This is a genomic window from Citrobacter sp. CF971 (assembly GCF_006385635.1).
Lineage (GTDB): Bacteria > Pseudomonadota > Gammaproteobacteria > Enterobacterales > Enterobacteriaceae > Citrobacter > Citrobacter freundii.
The window spans coordinates 948443-973487 of sequence record NZ_CP041051.1 but is presented as its reverse complement, the minus strand read 5'-3'; the positions used below and the strand labels follow the sequence as shown (position 1 = coordinate 973487).

General features: G+C 52.7%; 18 protein-coding genes. 9 read left to right on the top strand and 9 right to left on the bottom strand.

Features of this window, described 5'->3' with window-relative positions:
* Positions 1-29: 29 nt before the first annotated feature.
* The gene (acnB, locus tag E6P06_RS08075; protein WP_139935100.1) at positions 30-2627 is read right to left on the bottom strand and encodes a bifunctional aconitate hydratase 2/2-methylisocitrate dehydratase; all 2598 of its coding nucleotides are present in this window, start codon (positions 2625-2627) and stop codon (positions 30-32) included.
* Between the two features lie 448 nt (positions 2628-3075).
* Between acnB and E6P06_RS08070 the strand changes: the two genes are divergently transcribed.
* Positions 3076-4668, top strand: a complete 1593-nt coding sequence (locus tag E6P06_RS08070; protein ID WP_139935099.1) for a DUF3300 domain-containing protein — start codon at positions 3076-3078, stop codon at positions 4666-4668.
* A 10-nt stretch (positions 4669-4678) separates the two neighbouring features.
* Positions 4679-5473 (top strand): DUF2950 family protein, encoded by a 795-nt coding sequence (locus tag E6P06_RS08065; RefSeq protein WP_016149562.1) that lies wholly within the window; start codon positions 4679-4681, stop codon positions 5471-5473.
* A gap of 63 nt (positions 5474-5536) precedes the next feature.
* On the opposite strand, the gene traT is transcribed toward E6P06_RS08065, so the two are convergent.
* From traT to pdhR, 5 genes are all read right to left on the bottom strand, one after another.
* Positions 5537-6268, bottom strand: coding sequence for a complement resistance protein TraT (traT, locus tag E6P06_RS08060; RefSeq protein WP_003837465.1), 732 nt, complete (start codon positions 6266-6268; stop codon positions 5537-5539).
* Positions 6269-6462: 194 nt separating this feature from the next.
* Positions 6463-7887, bottom strand: coding sequence for a dihydrolipoyl dehydrogenase (lpdA, locus tag E6P06_RS08055; RefSeq protein WP_003018686.1), 1425 nt, complete (start codon positions 7885-7887; stop codon positions 6463-6465).
* Between the two features lie 175 nt (positions 7888-8062).
* Positions 8063-9952, bottom strand: coding sequence for a pyruvate dehydrogenase complex dihydrolipoyllysine-residue acetyltransferase (gene aceF, locus E6P06_RS08050; RefSeq protein ID WP_003018689.1), 1890 nt, complete (start codon positions 9950-9952; stop codon positions 8063-8065).
* A gap of 14 nt (positions 9953-9966) precedes the next feature.
* Positions 9967-12630 (bottom strand): pyruvate dehydrogenase (acetyl-transferring), homodimeric type, encoded by a 2664-nt coding sequence (aceE, locus tag E6P06_RS08045; protein WP_003845758.1) that lies wholly within the window; start codon positions 12628-12630, stop codon positions 9967-9969.
* Positions 12631-12793: 163 nt separating this feature from the next.
* The gene (gene pdhR / locus E6P06_RS08040) at positions 12794-13558 is read right to left on the bottom strand and encodes a pyruvate dehydrogenase complex transcriptional repressor PdhR (RefSeq protein ID WP_003018699.1); all 765 of its coding nucleotides are present in this window, start codon (positions 13556-13558) and stop codon (positions 12794-12796) included.
* 564 nt (positions 13559-14122) lie between these two features.
* Here pdhR and aroP point away from each other — a divergent pair.
* The 3 genes from aroP to E6P06_RS08025 all read left to right on the top strand — a co-directional run bounded on the left by aroP (position 14123) and on the right by E6P06_RS08025 (position 18010).
* On the top strand, positions 14123-15496 hold the full coding sequence (aroP, locus tag E6P06_RS08035) for an aromatic amino acid transporter AroP (protein WP_085951556.1): 1374 nt from the start codon (positions 14123-14125) through the stop codon (positions 15494-15496).
* 157 nt (positions 15497-15653) lie between these two features.
* Positions 15654-17060, top strand: coding sequence for a glycoside-pentoside-hexuronide (GPH):cation symporter (locus E6P06_RS08030; protein WP_139935098.1), 1407 nt, complete (start codon positions 15654-15656; stop codon positions 17058-17060).
* Positions 17060-18010, top strand: coding sequence for a family 43 glycosylhydrolase (locus E6P06_RS08025; RefSeq protein ID WP_016149559.1), 951 nt, complete (start codon positions 17060-17062; stop codon positions 18008-18010). Before E6P06_RS08030 ends, E6P06_RS08025 begins: the two co-directional genes overlap by 1 nt.
* Before the next feature lie 92 nt (positions 18011-18102).
* Here the strand turns inward: E6P06_RS08025 and ampE are convergent, their stop codons facing one another.
* A complete protein-coding gene (ampE, locus tag E6P06_RS08020; protein ID WP_003018711.1) occupies positions 18103-18957 on the bottom strand; it encodes a beta-lactamase regulator AmpE in 855 nt (284 codons plus the stop codon).
* Positions 18954-19517, bottom strand: a complete 564-nt coding sequence (gene ampD / locus E6P06_RS08015; RefSeq protein ID WP_003018719.1) for a 1,6-anhydro-N-acetylmuramyl-L-alanine amidase AmpD — start codon at positions 19515-19517, stop codon at positions 18954-18956. The genes ampE and ampD overlap by 4 nt, the downstream gene beginning before the upstream one ends.
* A gap of 87 nt (positions 19518-19604) precedes the next feature.
* Here ampD and nadC point away from each other — a divergent pair, with 87 nt between their 5' ends.
* From nadC to hofC, 4 genes are all read left to right on the top strand, one after another.
* Positions 19605-20498: a carboxylating nicotinate-nucleotide diphosphorylase gene (gene nadC / locus E6P06_RS08010; RefSeq protein WP_003837454.1), complete on the top strand. Its 894-nt coding sequence runs from the start codon at positions 19605-19607 to the stop codon at positions 20496-20498.
* Between the two features lie 243 nt (positions 20499-20741).
* Entirely contained in the window at positions 20742-21179 is a 438-nt protein-coding gene (ppdD, locus tag E6P06_RS08005) for a prepilin peptidase-dependent pilin (RefSeq protein ID WP_003018724.1), read from the top strand.
* A 9-nt stretch (positions 21180-21188) separates the two neighbouring features.
* Entirely contained in the window at positions 21189-22571 is a 1383-nt protein-coding gene (gene gspE / locus E6P06_RS08000; RefSeq protein WP_139935097.1) for a type II secretion system protein GspE, read from the top strand.
* Positions 22561-23763: a protein transport protein HofC gene (gene hofC / locus E6P06_RS07995; RefSeq protein ID WP_139935096.1), complete on the top strand. Its 1203-nt coding sequence runs from the start codon at positions 22561-22563 to the stop codon at positions 23761-23763. The genes gspE and hofC overlap by 11 nt, the downstream gene beginning before the upstream one ends.
* A 56-nt stretch (positions 23764-23819) precedes the next feature.
* Here the strand turns inward: hofC and E6P06_RS07990 are convergent, their stop codons facing one another.
* Positions 23820-24863, bottom strand: coding sequence for a GMP reductase (locus tag E6P06_RS07990; RefSeq protein WP_003829510.1), 1044 nt, complete (start codon positions 24861-24863; stop codon positions 23820-23822).
* Positions 24864-25045 lie beyond the last annotated feature (182 nt).

Genomic DNA, 25045 nt, shown 5'->3' with positions numbered 1-25045 from the left:
TGTGTTTTTACACAAAACGCGTTAGCGCATTACACCGCGGTCTGGAAAATCACACCATCGGCTTTCTCCGTATACTGAGACAGCTGGTCGAAGTTCAGATAACGGTAAGTATCCACGGCAGTTTTATCCACCTGCGCCACATAGGTCTGGTACTCTTCCGCCGTCGGCAGTTTGCCGATCAGCGCCGCAACCGCCGCCAGCTCCGCAGAAGCTAGGTAGACGTTTGCCCCGGTACCTAAACGGTTCGGGAAGTTACGAGTAGAGGTCGAGACCACCGTTGCGCCGTCAGCGACACGCGCCTGGTTACCCATGCACAGAGAGCAGCCTGGAATTTCGATACGCGCACCGCTCTTACCGAACACGCTGTAATAACCTTCTTCGGTCAGCTGTGCCGCATCCATACGGGTTGGCGGAGCCACCCACAGACGTGTCGGCAGTTGGCCTTTGTGCGCATCCAGCAGCTTACCTGCGGCACGGAAGTGGCCGATGTTAGTCATGCAGGAGCCGATGAACACTTCGTCGATCTTCTCACCCTGTACGTCAGACAGCAGACGCGCGTCGTCCGGATCGTTCGGTGCACACAGGATTGGTTCTTTGATGTCAGCCAGGTCAATGTCGATCACCGCCGCGTATTCTGCGTCAGCGTCGGCTTCCAGCAACTGCGGATCCGCCAGCCATTTTTCCATGCCCTGCACACGACGTTCCATCGTACGACGGTCGCCGTAGCCTTCCGCGATCATCCACTTCAGCAGAACGATGTTAGAGTTCAGATACTCAATGATCGGCTCTTTGTTCAGCTTGATGGTACAGCCCGCAGCAGAACGCTCTGCGGAAGCATCGGTCAGTTCGAACGCCTGCTCCACTTTGAGATCCGGCAGACCTTCGATTTCAAGGATGCGGCCAGAGAAGATGTTCTTCTTACCTTTCTTCTCAACGGTCAGCAGACCCTGTTTGATCGCGTACAACGGAATGGCGTGAACCAGGTCACGCAGAGTGATACCCGGCTGCATTTTACCCTTGAAGCGCACCAGTACCGATTCCGGCATATCCAGCGGCATCACGCCGGTCGCTGCAGCAAACGCCACCAGGCCAGAACCTGCCGGGAAGGAGATCCCAATAGGGAAACGGGTATGGGAGTCACCACCGGTACCTACGGTATCCGGCAGCAGCATACGGTTCAGCCAGGAGTGGATAACACCATCGCCCGGACGCAGGGAAACACCACCACGGTTCATGATGAAGTCTGGCAGCGTGTGGTGCGTGGTCACGTCAACCGGCTTCGGATAGGCGGCAGTGTGACAGAAGGACTGCATCACCAGGTCAGCTGAGAAGCCCAGGCATGCCAGGTCTTTCAGTTCGTCACGGGTCATTGGACCGGTGGTATCCTGAGATCCCACGGAGGTCATCTTCGGTTCGCAGTACGCGCCCGGACGGATACCTTTCACGCCGCAGGCGCGGCCAACCATTTTCTGTGCCAGGGAGAAGCCACGGCTGCTTTCCGCCACGTCTTTCGCCTGACGGAAGACGTCTGAGTGCGGCAGACCCAGCGCTTCGCGCGCTTTGGTGGTCAGGCCACGACCGATGATCAGCGGAATACGACCACCGGCACGTACTTCGTCGATCAGGACTTCGGTTTTCAGCTCAAAGCTGGCCAGCAGTTCGCCTGTTTCGTGGTTGCGTACTTCGCCTTTGAACGGGTAAACGTCAATCACGTCACCCATGTTCATGTTCGACACGTCCACTTCAATCGGCAGTGCGCCCGCATCTTCCATGGTGTTGAAGAAGATAGGTGCAATTTTGCCGCCGAGGCACAGGCCGCCGCCGCGCTTGTTCGGCACATGAGGAATGTCGTCACCCATGAACCACAGCACGGAGTTGGTCGCGGATTTACGCGAAGAACCGGTACCGACAACATCACCCACATAAGCAAGCGGGTAACCTTTTTTCTGCAATTCTTCGATCTGTTTGATCGGGCCAACTACGCCCGGCTGATCCGGTTCGATACCTTCACGGGCGTTTTTCAGCATCGCCAGCGCGTGCAGCGGGATATCTGGGCGGGACCATGCGTCCGGTGCCGGAGAGAGGTCATCGGTGTTGGTTTCACCGGTAACTTTAAAGACGGTAACGGTGATTTTTTCAGCCAGAGCCGGACGGTTCAGGAACCATTCGGCATCGGCCCAGGATTGCATTACCTGCTTCGCATATTCGTTGCCCGCTTTGGCTTTTTCTTCCACATCGTAGAAGTTATCGAACATCAGCAGCGTTGAAGAGAGCGCTTTGGCGGCAATCGGTGCCAGTTTGGCGTCATCCAGCGCGTCGATCAGCGGATGAATGTTGTAACCACCCTGCATGGTGCCCAGCAGTTCAATGGCTTTTTCTGGGGTAACCAGCGGGGAGGTGGTGTCGCCTTTCGCGACGGCAGCGAGAAAACCAGCTTTAACATAAGCGGCTTCATCTACGCCAGGAGGAACACGGTTGATCAACAGGTCTAACAGGAATTCTTCTTCGCCCACAGGCGGGGTCTTCAGCAGCTCGACAAGTGCGGCCATTTGGGTTGCGTCTAAAGGTTTTGGCACAATCCCCTGGGCAGCACGCTCAGCTACGTGCTTACGGTATTCTTCTAGCACGACGATATCTCCTCGCTCTCATTGTCATAATGCGGCGCTTTTGTAGATGGGCGATTCTCTTCACGCTCCTGTGAGACAGTAGTTAGTAGGGTAAATGCCCGGTACCGCATAAGGCACAATAACAGGATTTTCATTAAGTGTTAATCCGTTTACAAAAAAGCAACATAAAAAATTGGCTGAATCGTTAAGAATGGTGTAGCGGCAAGGAGGAACGCAATTCAGGCTACCTAAAACCACCCTGAAACAGTTGATTTTCAAGCGCGAGATGCTGAATTTTCCAGCGACTTTTCAGCCATCAGATATAATTGTGTAATAAATCCTCACACTCTTTTTCCGGACCTACCGGGTGAATCCCCAATAAAAGTCAAAACTGTCTAACACGGGTGAATAATACTCGCGGCAACAGGAACGCCTCACGGCACAGCGCTTGTCTCGTTGGAGTCATTTTATGAAGTTGCCCCTTAAGCCACATCTGCTTGTCCTTTTGTGCAGTGTCGGGCTGTTTGCCGCCTCAGGCGTGATGTTCGTTAAAAGTCGTGCTACGGAGCCTGCGGCTCCGGCCCCCGTTGCACAGCAACCGTCAGCACCGGCTCCAGCGCCAATAGCGGCCCCTGCCCCGGCCGACCAAACAGCGCCCGTCGTGGCACCAACCTACTCGGCAGCACAAATCGATCAGTGGGTTGCACCTATCGCACTCTATCCAGACTCGCTGCTGTCGCAAATTTTGATGGCCTCAACCTATCCGGCTAACGTCATCCAGGCCGCACAGTGGTCAAAAGACAATCCCAAAATGCAGGGCGATGCCGCCATTCAGGCCGTTGCCAGCCAGCCCTGGGATCCCAGCGTGAAATCGCTGGTCGCCTTTCCCCAGTTGATGTCGCTGATGGGTGAAAATCCGCCGTGGGTACAAAGTCTGGGCGATGCTTTCCTTGCGCAGCCAAAAGATGTTATGGATTCCGTTCAACGCCTGCGTGCACTGGCGCAACAGACCGGTGCGTTGCAATCGACACCGCAGCAGACAGTCACTACGAGTGTGAAAAATGTGCCTCCTCCTCGTACCCAAACTCAAGAAGGAGTAACAGTTCAATCGACGGCCCCACCGGCTCCAACGGTAATCAAAATTGAATCCGCCGATCCGCAGGTGGTGTACGTTCCTACCTATAACCCGAATACGGTTTACGGTACCTGGCCGAACACCGCCTATCCGCCAACCTATCTGCCGCCAACGCCCGGTGAGCAGTTTGGTAACAGCTTCGTTAATGGTTTAGGCTTCAGCCTCGGTGTTGCCACAACCTATGCCATCTTCAGCAACATCGACTGGGATGACGACGACGATCACCATCATAATGATGACTGGGATAACCATGGCGGCTATAACCGTAATGGTGATAACAACATCAATATTAACGTTGATAACTTTAATAAAATCAGTGGACAACGACTGACAGACGCCAACCGTACCTGGCAGCACAACCCGGCCTATCGTGAGGGTGTGCCATACCCAAATAACCAGCTCAATAACCGCTTCCACTCCACTAACACGGCTACAGGTTTAAGTTCAACCCAGCAAAGACCGGTCAACCGTGATAGCCAACGCCAGGCTGCGATGAGCCAAATGGAAAAATCAACGGGAAAAACATTCCCGCAGACGGCGCGTACGGGCACGAAAGACGCCCAGCGTCAGGCATCCAGCCAACAGCTGAAGCAAATTTCCCAACGTAATAACTACCGTGGTTACGATACCAAACCGCAAACCGCGAAACGGACAAGCATACAGCAACGTGAAAATCGTCAGGCAGTCGCCCTGCGACAGGAGAAACGGGTCACGCAACCGGCGCAGCAACGCAATGTGCAACAGCGCAATCTTCAACAACGGACCAGCCAGCCACGCGCCAATGCGCTGAGCGGGAACGACAGTCGCTCCGCCAACTGGCAGGCGCAGCAACAGCGAGGGGCACAGAGCCGGCAGGTCGCCCGTAATCAGCCATCGCGCCAGCCTTCTGGCGGGTGTGCTGAACACCGTGAATTCCGTCATCGTTAAGGGAGCCGACATGAAAAATAAACTACTCAGTGGAATGGTGTTGTTCATGGTTTCGGCTGCCGCGATGGCACAACAATCCTTCAGCACACCAGACCAGGCGACCGATGCGCTGGCAAACGCGATTAGTGAGCAAAATGAAAGTGCAATGAGCAACCTGCTCGGGGAAAACTGGCGTGATTTTCTACCGCCAGAAGGCGTCGATCCTGATGCGGTTGATCGTTTCCTGCGCGACTGGAAGGTTCGCCATAATACCGTTGTCGACGGCAATACCGCGCATCTGGTGGTCGGGGATAGCGACTGGCAATTGCCAATCCCGGTCGTCAAAAACGCTTCAGGCTGGCAATTTGATATCAAGGAAGCGGCCGAAGAGATCCTGACCCGTGAGATTGGACGAAACGAACTCGCGGCTATCGAGGCGTTACACGCTTATGTAGATGCCCAGCAGAGCTATTTTGCGATGAACCAGAAATACGCGCAAAAGATTGTCAGTTCTGAAGGGAAAAAAGATGGTCTGTACTGGCCTGTTTCACCCGGCGAAGCGCCAAGCCCGCTCGGCCCGGCCTTTAGTCCACAGGAACCTGGCACGGGCTATCACGGCTATCATTTTCGTATCCTTCCCGACAAAACCAGCGGTTTTGCCATGGTGGCCTGGCCTGTTAGCTATGATCACACCGGCGTGATGAGTTTTATGATTAACGGTGATGATAAAGTCTATCAGGCCGATCTCGGCGTTGATTCTCAGCAAAAAGCACAGGCGTTAACCACATTCCATCCGGATAAAACCTGGCAGCCCGTAGCGCCCTGATACCAATTCGAAAGATTAGTTGGCCGGGTAAGGCGTAGCCGCCCCCCGGCAACCCACAGCAAATTACAGGATGTTAGCGACAGATTTCGCCAACTGAGCTTCCAGAACCGGCTTCGCTTCTTCGAACTTCAGATTCACTTTGTTAGCATTAGACACGACGCGAGTCTGATATTTTGCACGATCGCCTTGCGCGCTGCTGGTTTGCAACTTGATACCGGATGTCCCTTGACGCAACGCCGCAACGTTATCCGTTGTCACTTTCGCTTTGCTGCGTTCAGAGATCTGCAGGTCAGTGACCATGGTGTAGTTTACGTCTTCCACCATCGCATCCGCAGCCATGCCGATCAACCCCGCCGCGATACCAACACCCAGCGCCGCACCAGAGGAGTTGCTATTATAGGCGGTAATCCCCGCACCCAACGCTGCGCCCATCGCGGCTCCTTCATAACCCGTTTTCAGGAAGCCCTGAGCTTCACGCAGATCCATTTTGTCCGCTTTCAATACGTTCGCCTGTACCCAGTAATAAGCGCTGTCTGGTGAGCTGGTCACTTTATAACCTTTCGCGGACAGGTCATTTGCCAGCAGAGTTTGCAGGTTACTCATGTCTTTGTCAGAGGTATTTTTTACCTGAATGTAGACGGTCTTCTCGCTGGAAGGCTCCAGCCAGATGGTTTCACTCATCTGCGTTTTCACTTCAAGGTTACGTTTTTTAACGGCAGTGGTCATCGCGCCACAACCGGTCAGTGTCATTGTCGCGACAATCATGCCAACAACCGCGATTTTTTTTAAAGACATGTATTTTCCTTTTTTCGTGTAATAGAGAGTCCAGAGCCTCTTAACCGCGCGGCCAGTAGCCACACAATGGCGAAAAAAGTATCGGCAGTTGCGCAATTTTTTTTAGTGGAGATATCAATAAGATGACTACCAGAACTGGTAGCTTTCGGGAAAAAAAACGCCTCCGAAGAGGCGTTTTCACAAAAGCGGGAAGATTACTTTTTCTTCGCTTTCGGGTTCGGCAGGTCGGTGATGCTACCTTCGAACACTTCAGCTGCCAGACCAACGGACTCGTGCAGAGTCGGGTGAGCGTGGATGGTCAGCGCGATGTCTTCAGCGTCACAGCCCATTTCGATCGCCAGACCAATTTCACCCAGCAGCTCGCCGCCGTTGGTACCGACAATCGCACCACCGATCACACGGTGAGATTCTTTGTCGAAAATCAGTTTGGTCATACCGTCTGCGCAGTCAGAAGCGATAGCACGGCCAGAAGCAGCCCACGGGAAGGTGGCGGTTTCGTAGCTGATGCCTTTTTCTTTCGCTTCTTTCTCAGTCAGGCCAACCCATGCAACTTCTGGTTCAGTGTACGCGATGGATGGAATAACTTTCGGATCGAAGTAGTGTTTCTTACCGGCGATAACTTCAGCGGCAACGTGACCTTCGTGAACACCTTTGTGCGCCAGCATCGGCTGACCGACGATATCGCCGATAGCAAAGATGTGCGGCACGTTGGTGCGCAACTGTTTGTCAACGCGGATGAAGCCACGGTCATCAACTTCAACGCCAGCTTTGCCCGCGTCGAGGTTTTTACCGTTCGGTACACGACCGATAGCTACCAGCACAGCATCGTAACGCTGAGCTTCGGCAGGGGCTTTTTTGCCTTCCATGGAAACGTAGATACCGTCTTCTTTCGCTTCAACGGCGGTCACTTTGGTTTCCAGCATCAGGTTGAATTTCTTGCTGATGCGCTTGGTGAAAACTTTAACCACGTCTTTGTCGGCAGCTGGGATAACCTGGTCGAACATTTCAACCACGTCGATCTCTGAACCCAGTGCATGGTACACGGTACCCATTTCCAGACCGATAATACCGCCGCCCATAACCAGCAGGCGCTTAGGAACAGTTTTCAGTTCCAGCGCGTCAGTGGAGTCCCACACGCGCGGATCTTCGTGCGGAATGAACGGCAGTTCGATCGGACGGGAACCCGCCGCGATGATCGCGTTGTCGAAGTTGATTACGGTTTTGCCGTTTTCGCCTTCAACTTCCAGGGTGTTCGCCCCGGTAAATTTACCCAGACCGTTAACCACTTTCACTTTACGGCCTTTGGCCATACCAGCCAGACCGCCAGTCAGTTGAGTGATAACTTTTTCTTTCCAGGTACGAATCTTGTCGATATCGGTTTTCGGCTCGCCAAAAACGATACCGTGTTCAGCCAGCGCTTTGGCTTCTTCGATAACTTTTGCTACGTGCAGCAGCGCTTTAGAAGGGATACAGCCGACGTTCAGACAAACACCACCGAGGGTGCTGTAACGTTCTACGATGACGGTCTCCAGACCTAAATCTGCGCAACGGAAGGCAGCAGAGTAACCTGCAGGGCCTGCCCCAAGTACCACGACCTGAGTTTTGATTTCAGTGCTCATCATGACCTCTTAATTTATACCCGTCGTCCACCGGGTCGTTCTATCCGCCCGTATTTTACAAAATTGTTAACAATTTTGAAACAACAAACGGCAACCGATTTGTCTTTCGCACAATAACCTCACTGACTTCATGAGATTACCAGAAAAAAGCCGGCCGTCGGGCCGGCTTTTTCGCTTACATCACCAGGCGGCGAATGTCAGACAGCATGTTGTTGATGATGGTGATAAAGCGCGCACCATCCGCACCGTCAATTACACGGTGGTCGAAGGAGAGCGAAATCGGCATCATCAGACGCGGCATAAACTCTTTACCGTTCCACACTGGCTCCATAGAGGACTTGGAGACACCGAGGATAGCCACTTCCGGCGCGTTCACAATCGGCGCGAAGTGGGTAGTACCCAGGCCACCGATGCTGGAGATGGTGAAGCAACCGCCCTGCATTTCGCCAGCAGTCAGCTTGCCATCACGCGCTTTCTTGGAGATCACGGTCAGTTCACGAGACAGCTCGGTAATGCTCTTCTTGTTCACGTCTTTGAAGACCGGAACAACCAGACCATTCGGAGTATCAACCGCTACACCGATGTTGATGTATTTCTTCAGGGTCAGGCGCTGACCGTCTTCAGACAGGGAGCTGTTGAAGCGCGGCATCTGTTCCAGAGCTGCGGCAACGGCTTTCATGATGAAGACTACTGGGGTGAATTTCACGTCCAGTTTACGTTTTTCAGCTTCGGCGTTCTGCTGTTTACGGAACGCTTCCAGATCGGTGATATCGGTCTTATCGAAGTGAGTAACGTGCGGGATCATCACCCAGTTACGGCTCAGGTTAGCACCAGAGATTTTCTGGATACGGCCCAGTTCCACTTCTTCGATTTCACCAAACTTGCTGAAGTCCACTTTCGGCCAAGGCAGCATGCCCGGGATACCGCCGCCTGCTGCTGCAGCCGGAGCCGCTTCAGCACGCTTGATAGCGTCTTTCACGTAAGCCTGAACGTCTTCACGCAGGATACGACCTTTACGGCCAGAACCTTTCACTTTCGCCAGGTTCACACCGAATTCGCGCGCCAGGCGACGAATCAGCGGTGTTGCATGAACGTAAGCGTCGTTTTCAGCAAACTCAGATTTGCCTTCCGCTTTCGCGGCCGGAGCTGCGGCTTGCGCAGGCGCTGGTGCTGCGGCCGGAGCCGGAGCTGCAGCTTGTGCTGGAGCGGCTGCAGGTGCTGCGCCTTCGACTTCGAAGACCATAATCAGAGAACCGGTTTTAACTTTGTCACCGGTGCTGATTTTGATTTCTTTCACGGTGCCCGCGAACGGTGCCGGAACTTCCATTGACGCTTTATCGCCTTCAACGGTGATCAGTGACTGCTCAGCGGCAATTTTATCGCCCACTTTAACCATCACTTCAGTGACTTCGACTTCGTCACCGCCGATATCCGGTACGTTAACTTCTTTCGAGCCGGAAGCAGCCGGAGCCGCTGCTGCTGCTGGAGCAGCCGCCTGAGCCGGTGCTGCAGCAGGCGCTGCGCCCGCTACTTCGAAGACCATAATCAGGGAACCGGTAGACACTTTGTCGCCGGTGTTGATTTTGATCTCTTTAACGGTACCTGCGAACGGTGCCGGAACTTCCATTGACGCTTTGTCACCTTCAACGGTGATCAGAGACTGTTCAGCCGCAACGGTGTCGCCCACTTTAACCATGATCTCGGTAACTTCAACTTCGTCGCCGCCGATGTCCGGTACGTGTACGTCTTTCGCCGCCGCAGCAGCAGGTGCTGCTGCCGGAGCCGCTTCTTTCTTCTCTTCTGCCGGAGCAGGTGCAGCTGCTGCTGCACCGTCGGCGGAATCGAAAATCATGATCAGTTTGCCGGTCTCAGTTTTATCGCCAACAGAGACTTTAATCTCTTTAACGATACCAGCCTGAGGAGACGGAACTTCCATAGAGGCTTTGTCGCCTTCTACGGTGATCAGCGACTGTTCAGCTTCAACTTTGTCGCCCACTTTGACCAGGATCTCGGTGATTTCAACTTCATCAGCCCCGATGTCCGGTACATTGATTTCGATAGCCATTATTCTTTTACCTCTTACGCCAGACGCGGGTTAACTTTATCTGCATCGATGTTGAATTTGGTGATTGCGTCTGCAACCACTTTCTTATCGATTTCGCCACGTTTAGCCAGTTCGCCCAGGGCCGCTACAACCACGTAGGAAGCATCAACTTCGAAGTGGTGACGCAGGTTTTCACGGCTGTCAGAGCGACCGAAACCGTCAGTACCCAGTACGCGATAATCATCAGCCGGTACATAAGTACGAACCTGTTCGGCAAACAGTTTCATATAGTCAGTAGATGCTACTGCCGGAGCGTCGTTCATCACCTGAGCGATGTACGGAACGCGCGGAGTTTCCATCGGGTGCAGCATGTTCCAGCGCTCACAATCCTGGCCATCACGCGCCAGTTCAGTGAAGGAGGTTACGCTGTAAACGTCAGAACCTACACCGTAGTCGTTCGCCAGGATCTGTGCTGCTTCACGGACGTGACGCAGGATAGAACCGGAGCCCAGCAGCTGAACTTTACCTTTCTTACCTTCGAGGGTTTCGAGTTTGTAGATACCTTTACGGATACCTTCCTCGGCACCTGCTGGCATTGCCGGCATGTGGTAGTTTTCGTTCAGCGTGGTGATGTAGTAGTAAACGTTCTCTTGTTTCTCACCGTACATACGCTCCAGACCATCGTGCATGATGACCGCAACTTCGTACGCGTAAGACGGATCGTAAGAGATACAGTTCGGGATAGTCAGAGACTGAATATGGCTGTGACCATCTTCGTGCTGCAGACCTTCACCGTTCAGCGTCGTACGACCGGAAGTACCACCAATCAGGAAGCCACGAGCCTGTTGGTCGCCTGCCTGCCAGCACAGGTCACCGATACGCTGGAACCCGAACATGGAGTAGTAGATGTAGAACGGAATCATCGGCAGATCGTTGGTGCTGTAAGAGGTCGCAGCAGCCAGCCAGGATGCGCCAGCACCCAGTTCGTTGATACCTTCCTGCAGGATCTGACCTTTCTCGTCTTCTTTATAGTAAGCAACCTGCTCACGGTCCTGCGGAGTGTACTGCTGACCGTTCGGGCTGTAGATACCGATCTGACGGAACAGACCTTCCATACCGAAAGTACGTGCTTCATCAGCGATGATCGGAACCAGACGATCTTTGATCGACTTGTTCTTCAGCATCACGTTCAGGGCACGAACGAAAGCGATAGTGGTGGAGATTTCTTTGTTCTGCTCTTCCAGCAGCGCACCGAAGTCTTCCAGAGCCGGCAGTTCCAGCTTCTCAGTGAAGTTCGGCTGACGAGCTGGCAGGTAGCCATGCAGTTTCTGACGCTGAGCGTGCAGATAAGTGTGCTCTTCAGAACCTTCCGGGAAGGTGATGTAAGACAGGTTTTCAACCTGCTCATCGGTCACAGGAACGTTGAAACGGTCGCGGATATAACGCACGCCGTCCATGTTCATTTTCTTAACCTGGTGAGCGATGTTTTTACCTTCAGCGGTGTCACCCATGCCGTAACCTTTAATGGTATGGGCCAGGATTACAGTTGCTCTGCCTTTGGTTTCCTGCGCTTTTTTCAGGGCAGCGTAAACTTTCTTCGGATCGTGACCACCGCGGTTCAGAGACCAAATCTGCTCATCAGTCCAGTCAGCAACCAGTGCTGCGGTTTCCGGGTATTTACCGAAGAAGTGCTCACGTACGTATGCGCCATCTTTGGATTTGAAGGTCTGGTAGTCGCCGTCAACGGTTTCGTTCATCAGCTGGATCAGTTTACCGCTGGTGTCTTTACGCAGCAGCTCATCCCAACGACCGCCCCACATGACTTTGATAACGTTCCAGCCAGCACCCGCGAAGATGCCTTCCAGTTCGTTAACAATCTTGCCGTTACCGGTTACCGGGCCGTCAAGACGCTGCAGGTTACAGTTGATCACAAAGACCAGGTTGTCCAGTTTTTCACGGGTCGCGATGGTGATCGCACCTTTTGATTCTGGCTCATCCATCTCGCCGTCGCCCAGGAAGGCGTAAACGGTTTGTTTAGAGGTATCTTTCAGACCACGGTGTTCCAGATATTTCAGGAATTTAGCCTGGTAGATAGCACCGATTGGGCCCAGACCCATAGATACGGTCGGGAACTGCCAGAATTCTGGCATCAGTTTCGGGTGCGGGTAGGAAGACAGGCCTTTGCCATGTACTTCCTGACGGAAGTTGTTCATCTGCTCTTCAGTCAGACGACCTTCCAGGAATGCGCGTGCGTAGATGCCCGGAGAGATGTGGCCCTGGAAGTACACCAGATCGCCGCCATCTTGCTCGTTGCGTGCACGGAAGAAGTGGTTGAAGCAAACATCATATACCGTTGCGGAGGACTGGAAGGATGCCATGTGGCCACCCAGCTCGAGGTCCTTTTTAGACGCGCGCAGTACGGTCATGATGGCGTTCCAACGGATAGCAGAACGAATACGACGTTCCAGCTCCAGATTGCCCGGGTATTCCGGTTCATCTTCAACGGCAATAGTGTTTACATAATTGCTGGCCCCTGCACCTGCCGCTACTTTCACGCCGCCTTTGCGGGCTTCTGAAAGCAGTTGGTCGATCAGATACTGAGCACGCTCAACACCTTCTTCACGGATGACCGATTCGATCGCCTGTAGCCAGTCGCGAGTTTCGATCGGATCCACGTCATTTGGGAAACGTTCTGACATGGGGGTATTCCTTATCTATCTAATACGTTGAGTTATCTGGAACCTGTCCCATTACGTTCTCGCCAGAGAGCGTAATAAGACAGGTTCTGCGTTTAGTTGCCGCGCACTTTATATGGCGCTTGATTTACAACATCTTCTGGTTAACGTTCTGCCAGAAAAATCACTAATTCTTTCGTTGCTCCAGACGGCGTAAGGCGCGTTCACGACGGCTTTCCTCACGGCTTCTGTCCAGCAGAATCTCTTCGATAAACGCCAGGTGACGGTGGGACGCTTCACGCGCCTCTTCCGGCTTCCCGGCAATAATTGCTTCAAAAATACGGGTACGGTGACTGCTAACCAGTGGCAGCATTTCACGACGCGCATACAGCAATTCGAAGTTTTGCCGAACGTTCTGGGCCAGCATCGGCTCCATACACCTTAGCAAATGGAGCAGCACCACATTATGTGCCGCTTCGGTGACAGCAATTTGATACTGGAGTACCGCATCAGATTCACCGTCAAGATCGCCGGACTGTTGAGCAAGCTCGATCGCATGGTGGAGTTCACGGATACGCGTTTTGTCTTCATCCGTGCTGCGCAGTGCAGCGTAATAAGCTGCAATACCTTCCAGCGCATGGCGCGTCTCAAGCAGGTCAAACTGGGATTCAGGATGGTCGGAGAGCAGCTCTACCAGTGGGTCGCTAAAGCTCTGCCACAGGCTGCTCTGAACAAAAGTGCCACCGCCCTGACGACGAAGCAGTAACCCCTTCGCTTCAAGGCGTTGGATCGCCTCGCGTAAGGAGGGGCGGGAGACGTCGAACTGTTTTGCCAGCTCGCGTTCCGGTGGGAGTTTTTCTCCGGGGCGAAGTGTCCCCTCAAGAATTAAAAACTCCAGCTGCTGCTCAATCACATCGGAGAGTTTTGGTTGGCGGATTTTGCTGTAGGCCATGATTTCCTGTCTTAAGCCATTTGCCCGGAGTCAATTGGTCTTACCAATTTCATGTTCTTGACGCTAAAGTAACAAAGTATTCACCTTCTGTCCATACAGGTTTTGATTGAAATCAGTAAAGGAGGCATATTTTAACAACATTACAGAAATAACGTTTCAAACATGTAACTATGCACAAATGTTAAATTTACCCACCTCGAGGTAGTTTTAACGGAATTGAAACGAAAAATTATCTCATCTGAACCGATTCACCTGCTTATTTATCGATACTTAAATCACTATTAATGAATAGAAATTCAAAATGGAAATTTTGTGGTAGATAAACTCGCATTTACAAATGGTTTCTTTTTATTCAACTCTTCATCTTCCCCGCATAAAGCAGGTGCATTCGCGCTCGCATATCATTATTCTGATCAAGACAAAAGTATTAAGGCAACATTTTATCAAAAGCATCTGTAAACAAATTAATACAACAAACGGAATTGCAAACTTACACACGCATTGCTGCGTAGTTCAAAAAATAAGTACTCGAAATATGAAGAGTAAAACCACACACGAGGTTTCATGATGGAAAGTCAACAGCATGGCGATCAGCTCAAGCGCGGTCTTAAGAACCGCCATATACAGCTAATCGCGCTGGGTGGCGCGATTGGTACCGGGTTATTCCTCGGTAGCGCATCCGTTATCCAGTCTGCAGGACCGGGTATTATTCTGGGTTACGCTATTGCCGGCTTTATCGCCTTTTTGATTATGCGTCAGTTAGGTGAAATGGTGGTTGAAGAGCCGGTAGCAGGCTCCTTTAGCCACTTTGCTTATAAATACTGGGGCAGTTTCGCAGGTTTCGCCTCTGGCTGGAACTACTGGGTACTGTACGTGCTGGTTGCCATGGCTGAGCTGACTGCAGTCGGTAAATATATCCAGTTCTGGTACCCGGAGATCCCAACCTGGGCCTCTGCTGCAGCCTTCTTCGTGATTATCAACGCCATTAACCTGACCAACGTGAAAGTGTTTGGTGAGATGGAGTTCTGGTTCGCCATTATTAAAGTCATTGCTGTCGTCGCGATGATCATCTTCGGCGGCTGGCTGCTGTTCAGCGGCAACGGCGGGCCGCAGGCCAGCGTCAGCAACTTGTGGAACCAGGGGGGCTTCCTGCCGCATGGCTTCACCGGTCTGGTGATGATGATGGCGATTATCATGTTCTCTTTCGGCGGACTGGAGCTGGTTGGGATCACCGCAGCAGAAGCGGATAACCCGGAACAAAGCATTCCCAAAGCAACCAACCAGGTTATCTACCGTATCCTGATTTTCTATGTGGGTTCGCTGGCGGTTCTGCTTTCCCTGATGCCGTGGACGCGCGTTACGGCTGATACCAGCCCGTTTGTCCTTATTTTCCACGAGCTGGGCGACACGTTTGTTGCTAATGCCCTGAACATCGTGGTGCTGACTGCTGCCCTTTCTGTCTATAACAGCTGTGTGTACTGCAACAGCCGTATGCTGTTCGGTCTGGCACAGCAGGGCAATGCGCCGAAAGCGCTGATGAACGTCGACAAACGCGGCGTGCCGGTGAACACCATTCTGGTTTCCGCACTGGTGACGGCTCTGTGCGTGCTGATCAACTACCTGGCGCCAGAATCTGCCTTTGGCCTGTTGATGGCGCTGGTAGTTTCCGCACTGGTGATCAACTGGGCAATGATTAGCCTTGCGCACATGAAGTTCCGCAAAGCCAAACAGCAGCAGGGCGTTACCACCCGCTTCCCGGCGCTGCTCTATCCGCTGGGTAACTGGGTGTGCCTGATTTTCATGGCTGCAGTACTGGTGATTATGCTGATGACGCCGGGCATGGCGATCTCGGTGTACTTAATCCCGGTATGGATTGCTATTCTTGGCATTGGTTACCTGTTCAAACAGAAAACGGCCGGCACGGTTAAAGCACATTAATTTTTCCTCCCCCACCTGCGCCAGGTGGGGGTTGTTACCTGCCTCACACTTTCCCACTCACGACTGTTTAGTCCATATCAGCGGCGTTATCCTGCAACGCAAAAACACCGGTACCAGACAATAATTCTCTCCATATCTCATTCATGGAGTGCAGTTGATGGAAACCAGTAAGCTCACGGTGAAAGAAAAGATTGGCTATGGAATGGGCGACGCCGGATGCAACATCATCTTTGGCGCCATCATGTTGTTTGTTAACTATTTTTACACAGACATTTTTGGACTCGCGCCTGCACTGGTCGGCGTGTTACTGCTCTCAGTACGCGTTATCGATGCCGTTACCGACCCTATAATGGGCGCAATGGCCGACCGCACCCGCAGCAAATATGGTAGATTTCGTCCATGGCTTTTGTGGATGGCTTTCCCGTACGCATTATTCAGCGTACTGATGTTTACCACCCCTGAGTGGACATATAACAGCAAAGTTATCTATGCCTTTGTTACCTATTTCCTGCTCTCAATTACCTATACGGCGATCAATATCCCCTATTGCTCTCTCGGCAGCGTCATCACCAACGATCCGCAAGAACGCGTCGCCTGCCAGTCATATCGCTTTGTATTGGTAGGAATTGCAACTCTGCTGCTCTCCCTTACCCTGCTCCCCATGGCCGACTGGTTCGGCGGGGAAGACAAAGCCAAAGGGTATCAAATGGCGATGGCGGTACTGGCCTTCATCGGCATGTGTATGTTCCTGTTTTGCTTTGCAACCGTCCGTGAACGTGTACGCCCTGCTGTCCAGACCAATGACGATTTAAAAGCCGATCTGAAAGACGTATGGAAGAACGATCAGTGGGTAAAAATCCTGCTGTTAACCCTGTGCAACGTCTGTCCGGGTTTTATTCGCATGGCTGCCACCATGTACTACGTGACCTGGGTTATGCAGCAGAGTACACAATTTGCGACGTTGTTTATCAGCCTTGGCGTTGTAGGCATGATGATCGGCAGCATGTTGGCGAAGGTGTTAACCGATCGCTGGTGCAAACTGAAAGTGTTCTTCTGGACCAATATCATCCTGGCGATTTTCTCCGCCGCGTTTTACTTCTTCGATCCGAAAGCCACCATGATGATTATGGTGCTCTACTTCCTGCTCAACATCCTGCATCAGATCCCATCCCCGCTGCACTGGTCGCTGATGGCGGATGTCGATGACTACGGCGAGTGGAAAACCGGTAAACGTATCACCGGAATCAGCTTCTCCGGCAACCTGTTCTTCCTGAAACTGGGCCTGGCGATTGCCGGAGCGATGGTTGGCTTCCTGCTCTCCTGGTACGGCTACGACGCTGGGGCGAAAACGCAAAGCGACTCCGCCATTAACGGTATTATGCTGCTGTTTACCATCATACCGAGCGCAGGCTACCTGATTACTGCTGGCGTGGTTCGTCTGCTGAAAGTTGACCGCGAGTTTATGCAGCAAATCCAGACAGATTTAGAAAAGCGCCGCGCCAACTACCGTGAACTGAATGAATACCACGATATAAAAACGACTGAAACCGTAAGGAAAGCCTAATGAATCAGTGGCCAAATCCCTTTATTGAACAGCGTGCCGATCCGTTTATCTTACGTGACGGTAGCCACTACTATTTCATTGCTTCAGTACCTGAATATGACCGGCTGGAGATACGCCGGGCCGACTCGCTGGAAGGGTTGCGCACCGCCGCCCCGGTTATCATCTGGCGCAAGCCAGAAAGCGGCCCCATGAGCCAACTCATCTGGGCGCCCGAAATCCATCATCTGGCAGGCAAGTGGTACATCTATTTTGCCGCCACCCACACACAGTCGCTCGACAAGCTGGGGATGTTCCAGCATCGCATGTTTGCGCTCGAATGTGCCGACGCCGATCCGCTGACCGGAAAGTGGACGGAGAAAGGTCAGATTAAAACGCAGTTTGATACCTTTGCGCTCGATGCCACCACCTTTAACCATCAGGGAAAACAGTGGTATCTATGGGCGCAGAAATCGCCCGATATCGCCGGAAACTCCAATATCTATCTCGCAGAACTGGAAAATCCATGGACGATTAAAGGCGAGCCGGTCATGCTAAGCCATCCTGAATATGACTGGGAATGCCGGGGTTTTTGGGTCAACGAAGGTCCTGCCGTCATGGTTCACGGCGACAAGTTGTTTATCAGCTATTCCGCCAGCGCTACCGATGAGAACTACTGTATGGGATTATTGTGGATTGACTTAGACGCAGATCCGCTCAACCCGCAGAACTGGCACAAATCACCGCGCCCGGTCTTTACCACCAGCTATGAAAACCGCCAGTTTGGGCCGGGACACAACAGCTTTACGCAAACGCCAGAAGGTGAAGATGTGCTGGTGTATCACGCGAGAAATTACACCGAAATCGAGGGCGATCCGCTGTACGACCCAAACCGCCACACTCGTCTGAAGCTCGTGCGTTGGGACGAAAACGGCATGCCAGATTTTGGCATCCCGCCTGCTGATACGAACTAAACCGTTGCACTGCCCGGTGGCGCTAACGCTTACCGGGCCTACACGTTTTTCCATTGTAGGCCGGATAAGCGTTAGCGCCATCCGGCACAACGCTATACTAATGCCCCATAAATGGTCAGCAACGCAATAATCACCACCACCACAAATGAGGTCTTCTTCGCCATCGAAACAGCCGCTTTTGGCGTTTCGACTTTATCGGTATGAGGTTCGCGCGCCAGCGAGAACTGCGCCAGACGCGTAAGCACCTGATATTGCGAAGTATGCAGATCAGCAAGCGACGCAAACCAGGCTGGCAACGCCTTCTCGCCGTGTCCCAGCAGCGCATAGACCACGCCCGCCAGACGCACCGGGATCCAGTCCAGCACATGCAGGATCGCATCAATACCCGATTGCAGACGCTGGTGCGGTGTCTGATAGCGCGCCAGCCAGGACTGCCAGGCACGTAAAAAGGCATAACCAACCAGCGTCACAGGTCCCCACGGGCCACCGACAATCAGCCAGAATAACGGCGCCAGGTAAAAGCGAAAGTTGTTCCATAACAGCGCGTTCTGCAGTTCACGCAGGAACTCACGCTCGTCACAGTCCGGCGGAACACCATGGATAAGCGTCAGCTCGCTGGCCATCGCCTCACGAGCGTGAGCGTCATCGCGAGCGGCCGCGTTCAGGTAAGCGTGATAGTGAAGGCGCGCCTTGCCTGCGCCGATGCACAGCAAGCCAATTAAGATCCACGCCACCAGCAACGGAACGTTAAACAGCAGCCCATGAAGTGCGCGCAGTAGCAGAAACGTCACTCCCATCGCAATAAGAGTCATGCCTACCGTACGCATCATCGAGAAATGCTTAATCCGGCGGAAAAAAGCTTCAACCCGGTGATCAAGCTGCCAGTGCTCACCCAGCTTAAACAGGCGTTCAACAATCAACACCAGTAATGTTGTAAACAGCGTCATGTCATCTCCTTGTGCGACGAGGGGGTGACCAGGGCGCGAAACCTTGCCCAGTCAAATGAGGGCCCGGGATCGGTCTTACGCTCGGGCGCAATATTGCAATGTCCTGTCATATTGTTAGCGATAGCCGGATAACGCGTAATCAGGGCATTGGTCACGGCTGCCAGTTGCTGGTACTGCGCGTCGGTATAGGCCAGCGTATCCGTCCCTTCCAGCTCAATACCAATTGAGAAATCATTACAGCGTTCACGGCCCTGATAGCTCGAGACGCCGGCATGCCAGGCGCGTTTATCAAAGGGGACATACTGCACGATTTCACCATCACGGCGAATTAAACAATGGGCCGAAACGCGCAAATGGGCGATTCCGGCAAAATAAGGATGGGCGTTGGGATCAATCGTGCCAGTGAACAGCGCGTCTATCCACGGGCCGCCAAACTCGCCGGGCGGCAGGCTGATATTATGCACCACCAGCAGAGAAGGGTTTTCGTCATCCGGGCGGCAATCGTAATGCGGAGAGGGAACGCGTCGCGCCTCTGCCAGCCAGCCCTCGTCTAACAACATGCAGAATCTCCTTATTGGTGGTGCTCATATCAGGTTCAGGGTAGCATGTTTCCACCTTATGATTCGTTAGCAATTTGGAGTTTTATCATGCCGCCTCGCCGCTATAACCCTGACTACCGACGTGACGCGCTGTTGGAACGCATAAATCTCGATATCCCTGCCGCTGTCGCTCAGGCGCTGCGTGAAGATTTAGGCGGAGAAGTTGATGCCAATAACGATATCACCGCACAGCTTTTACCCGAAGACATGCGCTCCCACGCTACCGTAATTACCCGAGAAGATGGCGTTTTTTGTGGGAAACGTTGGGTGGAAGAGGTCTTTATTCAACTGGCTGGCGATGATGTAAACATCACCTGGCATGTCGAAGATGGCGACAGCATTAAGGCTAATCAGCCACTGTTTGAACTGGACGGCCCTTCCCGCGTGTTACTGACCGGTGAACGTACCGCGCTTAATTTTGTGCAGACGCTTTCAGGTGTAGCAAGCGAGGTGCGTAAATACGTCGACCTGTTAGCTGGGACCAAGACCCAACTGCTGGATACGCGTAAAACCCTGCCAGGACTGCGTACCGCGCTAAAATACGCCGTATTGTGCGGCGGCGGCGCGAATCATCGTTTGGGGCTGTCCGACGCTTTCCTGATTAAAGAAAACCACATTATTGCTTCCGGCTCGGTACGTCAGGCCGTAGAAAAAGCATTCTGGTTGCACCCGGATGTGCCGGTTGAAGTCGAAGTAGAAAGCCTGGATGAGCTGGACGACGCGCTGAAAGCCGGGGCCGACATCATCATGCTCGATAACTTCGAAACCGACCAAATGCGCGAAGCGGTAAAACGCACCAACGGCCAGGCGCGTCTGGAAGTCTCGGGCAATGTCACCCATGAAACGCTGCGCGAATTTGCCGAAACCGGCGTGGATTTCATCTCTGTTGGCGCGCTGACCAAACATGTTCGCGCTCTCGATCTCTCCATGCGTTTTCGCTAATTGCTGATTGTATTGCCCGATGATGCTTCGCTTATCGGGCCTCCTACACAGGTTTATTCTGTAAGCCGAATACGGCATTTACGCCGCCATCCGGCAGTTTCTGCGAGCCTCTTAGCAAATACATTGTCTGATTCTGTAATTTCGTAAAAGTCCTCGGAATCCGCCTTCCCATTCTGTTTTTTGTCTCTCGCCGTCCTCCCGTCGGTTTGCCAAAGTAGCGCCAGCAAACTCAAGGAGTAAACAATGAACAAGCAACGAGGCTTTACGCTTATCGAACTCATGGTGGTGATTGGCATTATTGCCATTCTTAGCGCCATCGGTATTCCGGCATATCAAAACTATCTGCGCAAGGCCGCGCTGACAGACATGCTGCAAACCTTTGTCCCCTATCGCACAGCGGTTGAGCTCTGTGCACTGGAGCATGGAGGAACAGATACCTGCGATGCCGGAACGAATGGTATTCCCACGCCAACAACTACCCGTTACGTCTCAGCCATGAGCATTGAAAAAGGCGTTGTCAGCCTTAGTGGGCAGGAAAGCCTGAACGGGTTAAGCATCACCATGACGCCGGCTTGGGACAATGCCAACGGCATTACCGGTTGGAACCGTAACTGCATCATCCAGAACGACAGCGCATTGCAGCAGGCCTGTGAAGATGTTTTCCGCTTCGATACCCACTAAGGAACAGAGATGAATACCACCCAGCTTACAGCGCTATGCCAACGTTATCAGGGAATATTACTGGATGCAGACAATGAAGTGGTGCATATCGCCGTCGTAGACGCCCCATCACACGAACTGCTGGATGCACTGCATTTTGCCACCACCCGGCGCATCGACATTGTCTGCTGGACACGTCAGCAAATGGAAGGCCACACGCATACACCGCAGAAAATGCTCCCGGCAGTAGTCACAAAAAGCAGCGCCAGCGCAGCAGACTTGCTGAATCAGACGTTTCATTCCGCTCTGGAGAAACGGGCTTCTGATATTCATTTTGAGCCAGCGGAAAATTACTATCGGATCAGATTACGTGTGGATGGAGTACTCCACGCTTTACCGGAAGTCACGACCGAGATGGGCATTGCCATCACCGCGAGGTTAAAAGTATTGGGCAGTCTGGATATTGCCGAGCATCGGCTTCCACAAGACGGACAATTTACCGTTGAGATTTCAGGAGAACCTATCTCGTTTCGCATCGCCACCCTGCCCTGTCGCTACGGCGAAAAAGTCGTGTTGCGGCTACTTCATCAGGTCGAGCAGTCACTGGAGATCGCCGCACTGGGAATGCAAGACGCGCAGCTGGCCGCATTTTCGCAAGCCTTGCAGCAGCCTCAGGGGCTGATTCTGGTTACCGGGCCTACCGGAAGCGGTAAAACGGTCACACTGTACAGTGCGCTGCAAACCCGAAACACGCCAGATGTTAATCTCTGTAGCGTGGAAGATCCGGTAGAGATCCCGATCACAGGCATCAACCAGACGCAAATTCACCCACGCGCCGGTTTGACTTTTCAGGGAGTCTTACGTGCTCTGTTGCGCCAGGATCCCGACATTATCATGGTGGGTGAAATCCGCGATGGAGAAACAGCAGAAATAGCCCTTAAAGCCGCACAAACCGGTCATCTGGTTCTTTCTACGCTGCATACCAATTCCACCAGTGAAACGCTGGTGCGTCTGCAACAAATGGGGGTTGCACGCTGGATGATCGCCTCCGCGCTGACGCTCGTCATTGCACAGCGATTGGTCAGAAAGTTGTGCCCCCATTGCCGACAACGTCAGAGTACGCCTATCACACTCCCGAAAGCTGTCTGGCCTACACCACTACCGAATTGGCAGGCCCCTGGCTGCAAACATTGTTATCACGGATTTTATGGCCGTACGGCATTGTTTGAAGTACTCCCTGTTACTCCGGCATTACGTCAGAGTATTGCCAGTGGCGCCCCCGTAGACGGAGTGGAACCTGATGCTCAGCTATCAGGGAGAACGCTTTTCGAGAATGGCTGTCAGGCCGTCGAGCAAGGATTAACGACATTTGAAGAGCTGATTCGTGTACTGGGCATGCCTCATGTCCGCTAAACAGCTTTGGCGCTGGCAAGGCATTAACAACAAAGGTAAATCGCTGGAAGGAATGCTATGGGCCGATACCCGACCGTCATTAATGCTGGCTCTTGAGAAACAACAGATTACGCCGCTACGCATTAAGCGTATGCGTGTCAAAACCTCGCACTGGAGCCGTACAAGAAGTGCCGAAACCATACACCAGTTGGCGACATTGCTAAAAGCAGGGTTAACGCTCTCAGCAGGGCTAGCTCTGCTTGCTGAACAGCATCCCAGCAGTCAATGGCAGGCGCTACTGCGTACGCTGGCTTACGATATGGAACAGGGCATTACCCTCTCCACCTCGCTATCACAATGGCAACACGTTTTTCCGCCCCTTTACCAGGCAATGATCCGCACCGGAGAGCTTACGGGTAAGCTGGACGACTGCTGTTTTGAACTCGCCTACCAGCAAAAGAAACAACAGCAACTTGCTGATAAAGTTAAAAAAGCCCTGCGTTATCCGCTTATCATCATCACAATGGCGGTGTTGGTCGTATTTGCGATGTTGCAGTTTGTACTCCCTGAGTTTGCCGCCATCTACCAGACATTCAACACCCCGCTACCGGCCCTCACTCAGTGGATTATTACCATCGCACACTATAGCAGCCAATGGGGATGGCTGGCGGTAGCACTTGGCCTGGTAGCGGTTGCGGCACATCATTTGATAAATCAGAAACCGTACTGGCTCGTTCTGCGCCAGAAATTGCTGCTCAGCCTCCCGGTCATAGGGCCGATGGTGAGAGGGCAAAAGCTCACGCAGATCTTCACCGTTCTGGCGTTAACGCAAAATGCGGGCATTCCCTTTTTGCAGGGTCTTGAGAGCGTTACCGAAACGCTGGCTAACCCTTTCTGGTCGCAACGTTTAGCGCTGGTTCAGCACGACATTAGCGCCGGAAAGCCGGTCTGGTTAGCGCTTAAAAATAGCGGTGAATTCAGCCCATTGTGCATACAGCTGGTCCGAACAGGTGAAGCTTCCGGCTCGCTGGATGCAATGCTGCGCAATCTCGCGCATCACCATGGCGAGAAAACCCTGGCTCAAGCTGAGAATTTGGCTGCATTACTTGAGCCTGCGTTGCTGGTCATTACGGGGCTTATCATCGGTACGCTGGTTGTCGCGATGTATTTACCGATTTTCCATTTGGGAGATGCGATGAGCGGAGTGGGTTAAATTCAAATGCCGGATGGCGACGTAACGCCATCCGGCATTTCACAGAACGACCTGTTTTACAGGCTATTGAATACGCGGTTCTCTTGTTCCTGTACACGAATAAACGTTGTACGTTTGGTCAGCTCTTTCAGACGGGATGCGCCTACATAGGTGCAAGCAGAACGCAAACCGCCGAGAATATCGCGAGCGGTATTATCAACCGGGCCGCGCAGAGGCAGCTTAACGGTTTTACCTTCAGCGGCACGATACTGAGCAACACCACCAACATGGCGGGTCATAGCAGATTCTGAGCTCATACCGTAGAACAGCATGAATTTCTCACCGTTTTCTTCAACAATTTTGCCGCCGCTTTCTTCGTGACCGGCCAACATACCGCCGAGCATAACGAAGTCTGCGCCGCCGCCAAACGCTTTTGCAACGTCACCCGGCATTGTGCAGCCGCCGTCGCTGACAATCATGCCGCCCAGACCGTGGGCTGCATCCGCACATTCAATAACCGCAGAAAGCTGTGGATAGCCAACGCCGGTTTTTACACGCGTGGTGCATACAGAACCTGGGCCAATACCTACTTTGACAATATCAGCACCGGAGAGCACCAGCTCTTCACACATTTCACCGGTGACCACATTGCCCGCACAAATCGTTTTTGTCGGCCATGCTTCACGCGCTTTCGACACAAACTGAACAAAATGCTCTGAGTAGCCATTTGCCACATCAATGCAGATAAAATTCAGCGCTGGGTTGAGCGCCAAAATCTGTTTGGTTTTTTCGAAGTCTGCGTCAGACGTGCCAGTTGAAACCATTACGTGTTTGAGTACATCGGCAGAGCTCTCTGCGATGAAGGCGGCCCAGTCTTCAACAGAATAGTGTTTGTGCACAGCGGTCAGGATGTCGAAGGATGCCAGCGCCGTTGCCATGGCAAACGTCCCGACAGTGTCCATGTTCGCGGCAATAATAGGTACGCCGGACCAGGTCTGACCTGAATGCTTAAAGGTAAATTGACGTTCCAGCTCAACATCGGAACGGCTTTTAAGAGTAGAACGCTTAGGGCGGATAAGAACGTCTTTGAAACCTAACTTCAGATCTTCTTCGATACGCATGTGCGGATTCCTGGGGTTAATGGCGAAAAATCGAAACTCACAACTCCAGTGACGCTATCATACGCACTAATCAATGCCGCGCAAGACTGCGAAATTCTCTTTTTTTACGCTACAATCCCATAAATTTACCTGGCGAATAGTAGGTTAATCCTGCAACAGCCTCGCCTTCGCACGCTTAACTT

Excerpts from the sequence above, each read along its gene's own strand:
- E6P06_RS08070 (WP_139935099.1), top strand. The coding sequence starts at position 3,076 with ATGAAGTTGCCCCTTAAGCCACATCTGCTTGTCCTTTTGTGCAGTGTC.
- E6P06_RS08065 (WP_016149562.1), top strand. The coding sequence starts at position 4,679 with ATGAAAAATAAACTACTCAGTGGAATGGTGTTGTTCATGGTTTCGGCT.
- traT (WP_003837465.1), bottom strand. The coding sequence starts at position 6,268 with ATGTCTTTAAAAAAAATCGCGGTTGTTGGCATGATTGTCGCGACAATG.
- lpdA (WP_003018686.1), bottom strand. The coding sequence starts at position 7,887 with ATGAGCACTGAAATCAAAACTCAGGTCGTGGTACTTGGGGCAGGCCCT.
- aceF (WP_003018689.1), bottom strand. The coding sequence starts at position 9,952 with ATGGCTATCGAAATCAATGTACCGGACATCGGGGCTGATGAAGTTGAA.
- aceE (WP_003845758.1), bottom strand. The coding sequence starts at position 12,630 with ATGTCAGAACGTTTCCCAAATGACGTGGATCCGATCGAAACTCGCGAC.
- pdhR (WP_003018699.1), bottom strand. The coding sequence starts at position 13,558 with ATGGCCTACAGCAAAATCCGCCAACCAAAACTCTCCGATGTGATTGAG.
- aroP (WP_085951556.1), top strand. The coding sequence starts at position 14,123 with ATGATGGAAAGTCAACAGCATGGCGATCAGCTCAAGCGCGGTCTTAAG.
- E6P06_RS08030 (WP_139935098.1), top strand. The coding sequence starts at position 15,654 with ATGGAAACCAGTAAGCTCACGGTGAAAGAAAAGATTGGCTATGGAATG.
- E6P06_RS08025 (WP_016149559.1), top strand. The coding sequence starts at position 17,060 with ATGAATCAGTGGCCAAATCCCTTTATTGAACAGCGTGCCGATCCGTTT.
- ampE (WP_003018711.1), bottom strand. The coding sequence starts at position 18,957 with ATGACGCTGTTTACAACATTACTGGTGTTGATTGTTGAACGCCTGTTT.
- ampD (WP_003018719.1), bottom strand. The coding sequence starts at position 19,517 with ATGTTGTTAGACGAGGGCTGGCTGGCAGAGGCGCGACGCGTTCCCTCT.
- nadC (WP_003837454.1), top strand. The coding sequence starts at position 19,605 with ATGCCGCCTCGCCGCTATAACCCTGACTACCGACGTGACGCGCTGTTG.
- ppdD (WP_003018724.1), top strand. The coding sequence starts at position 20,742 with ATGAACAAGCAACGAGGCTTTACGCTTATCGAACTCATGGTGGTGATT.
- gspE (WP_139935097.1), top strand. The coding sequence starts at position 21,189 with ATGAATACCACCCAGCTTACAGCGCTATGCCAACGTTATCAGGGAATA.
- hofC (WP_139935096.1), top strand. The coding sequence starts at position 22,561 with ATGTCCGCTAAACAGCTTTGGCGCTGGCAAGGCATTAACAACAAAGGT.
- E6P06_RS07990 (WP_003829510.1), bottom strand. The coding sequence starts at position 24,863 with ATGCGTATCGAAGAAGATCTGAAGTTAGGTTTCAAAGACGTTCTTATC.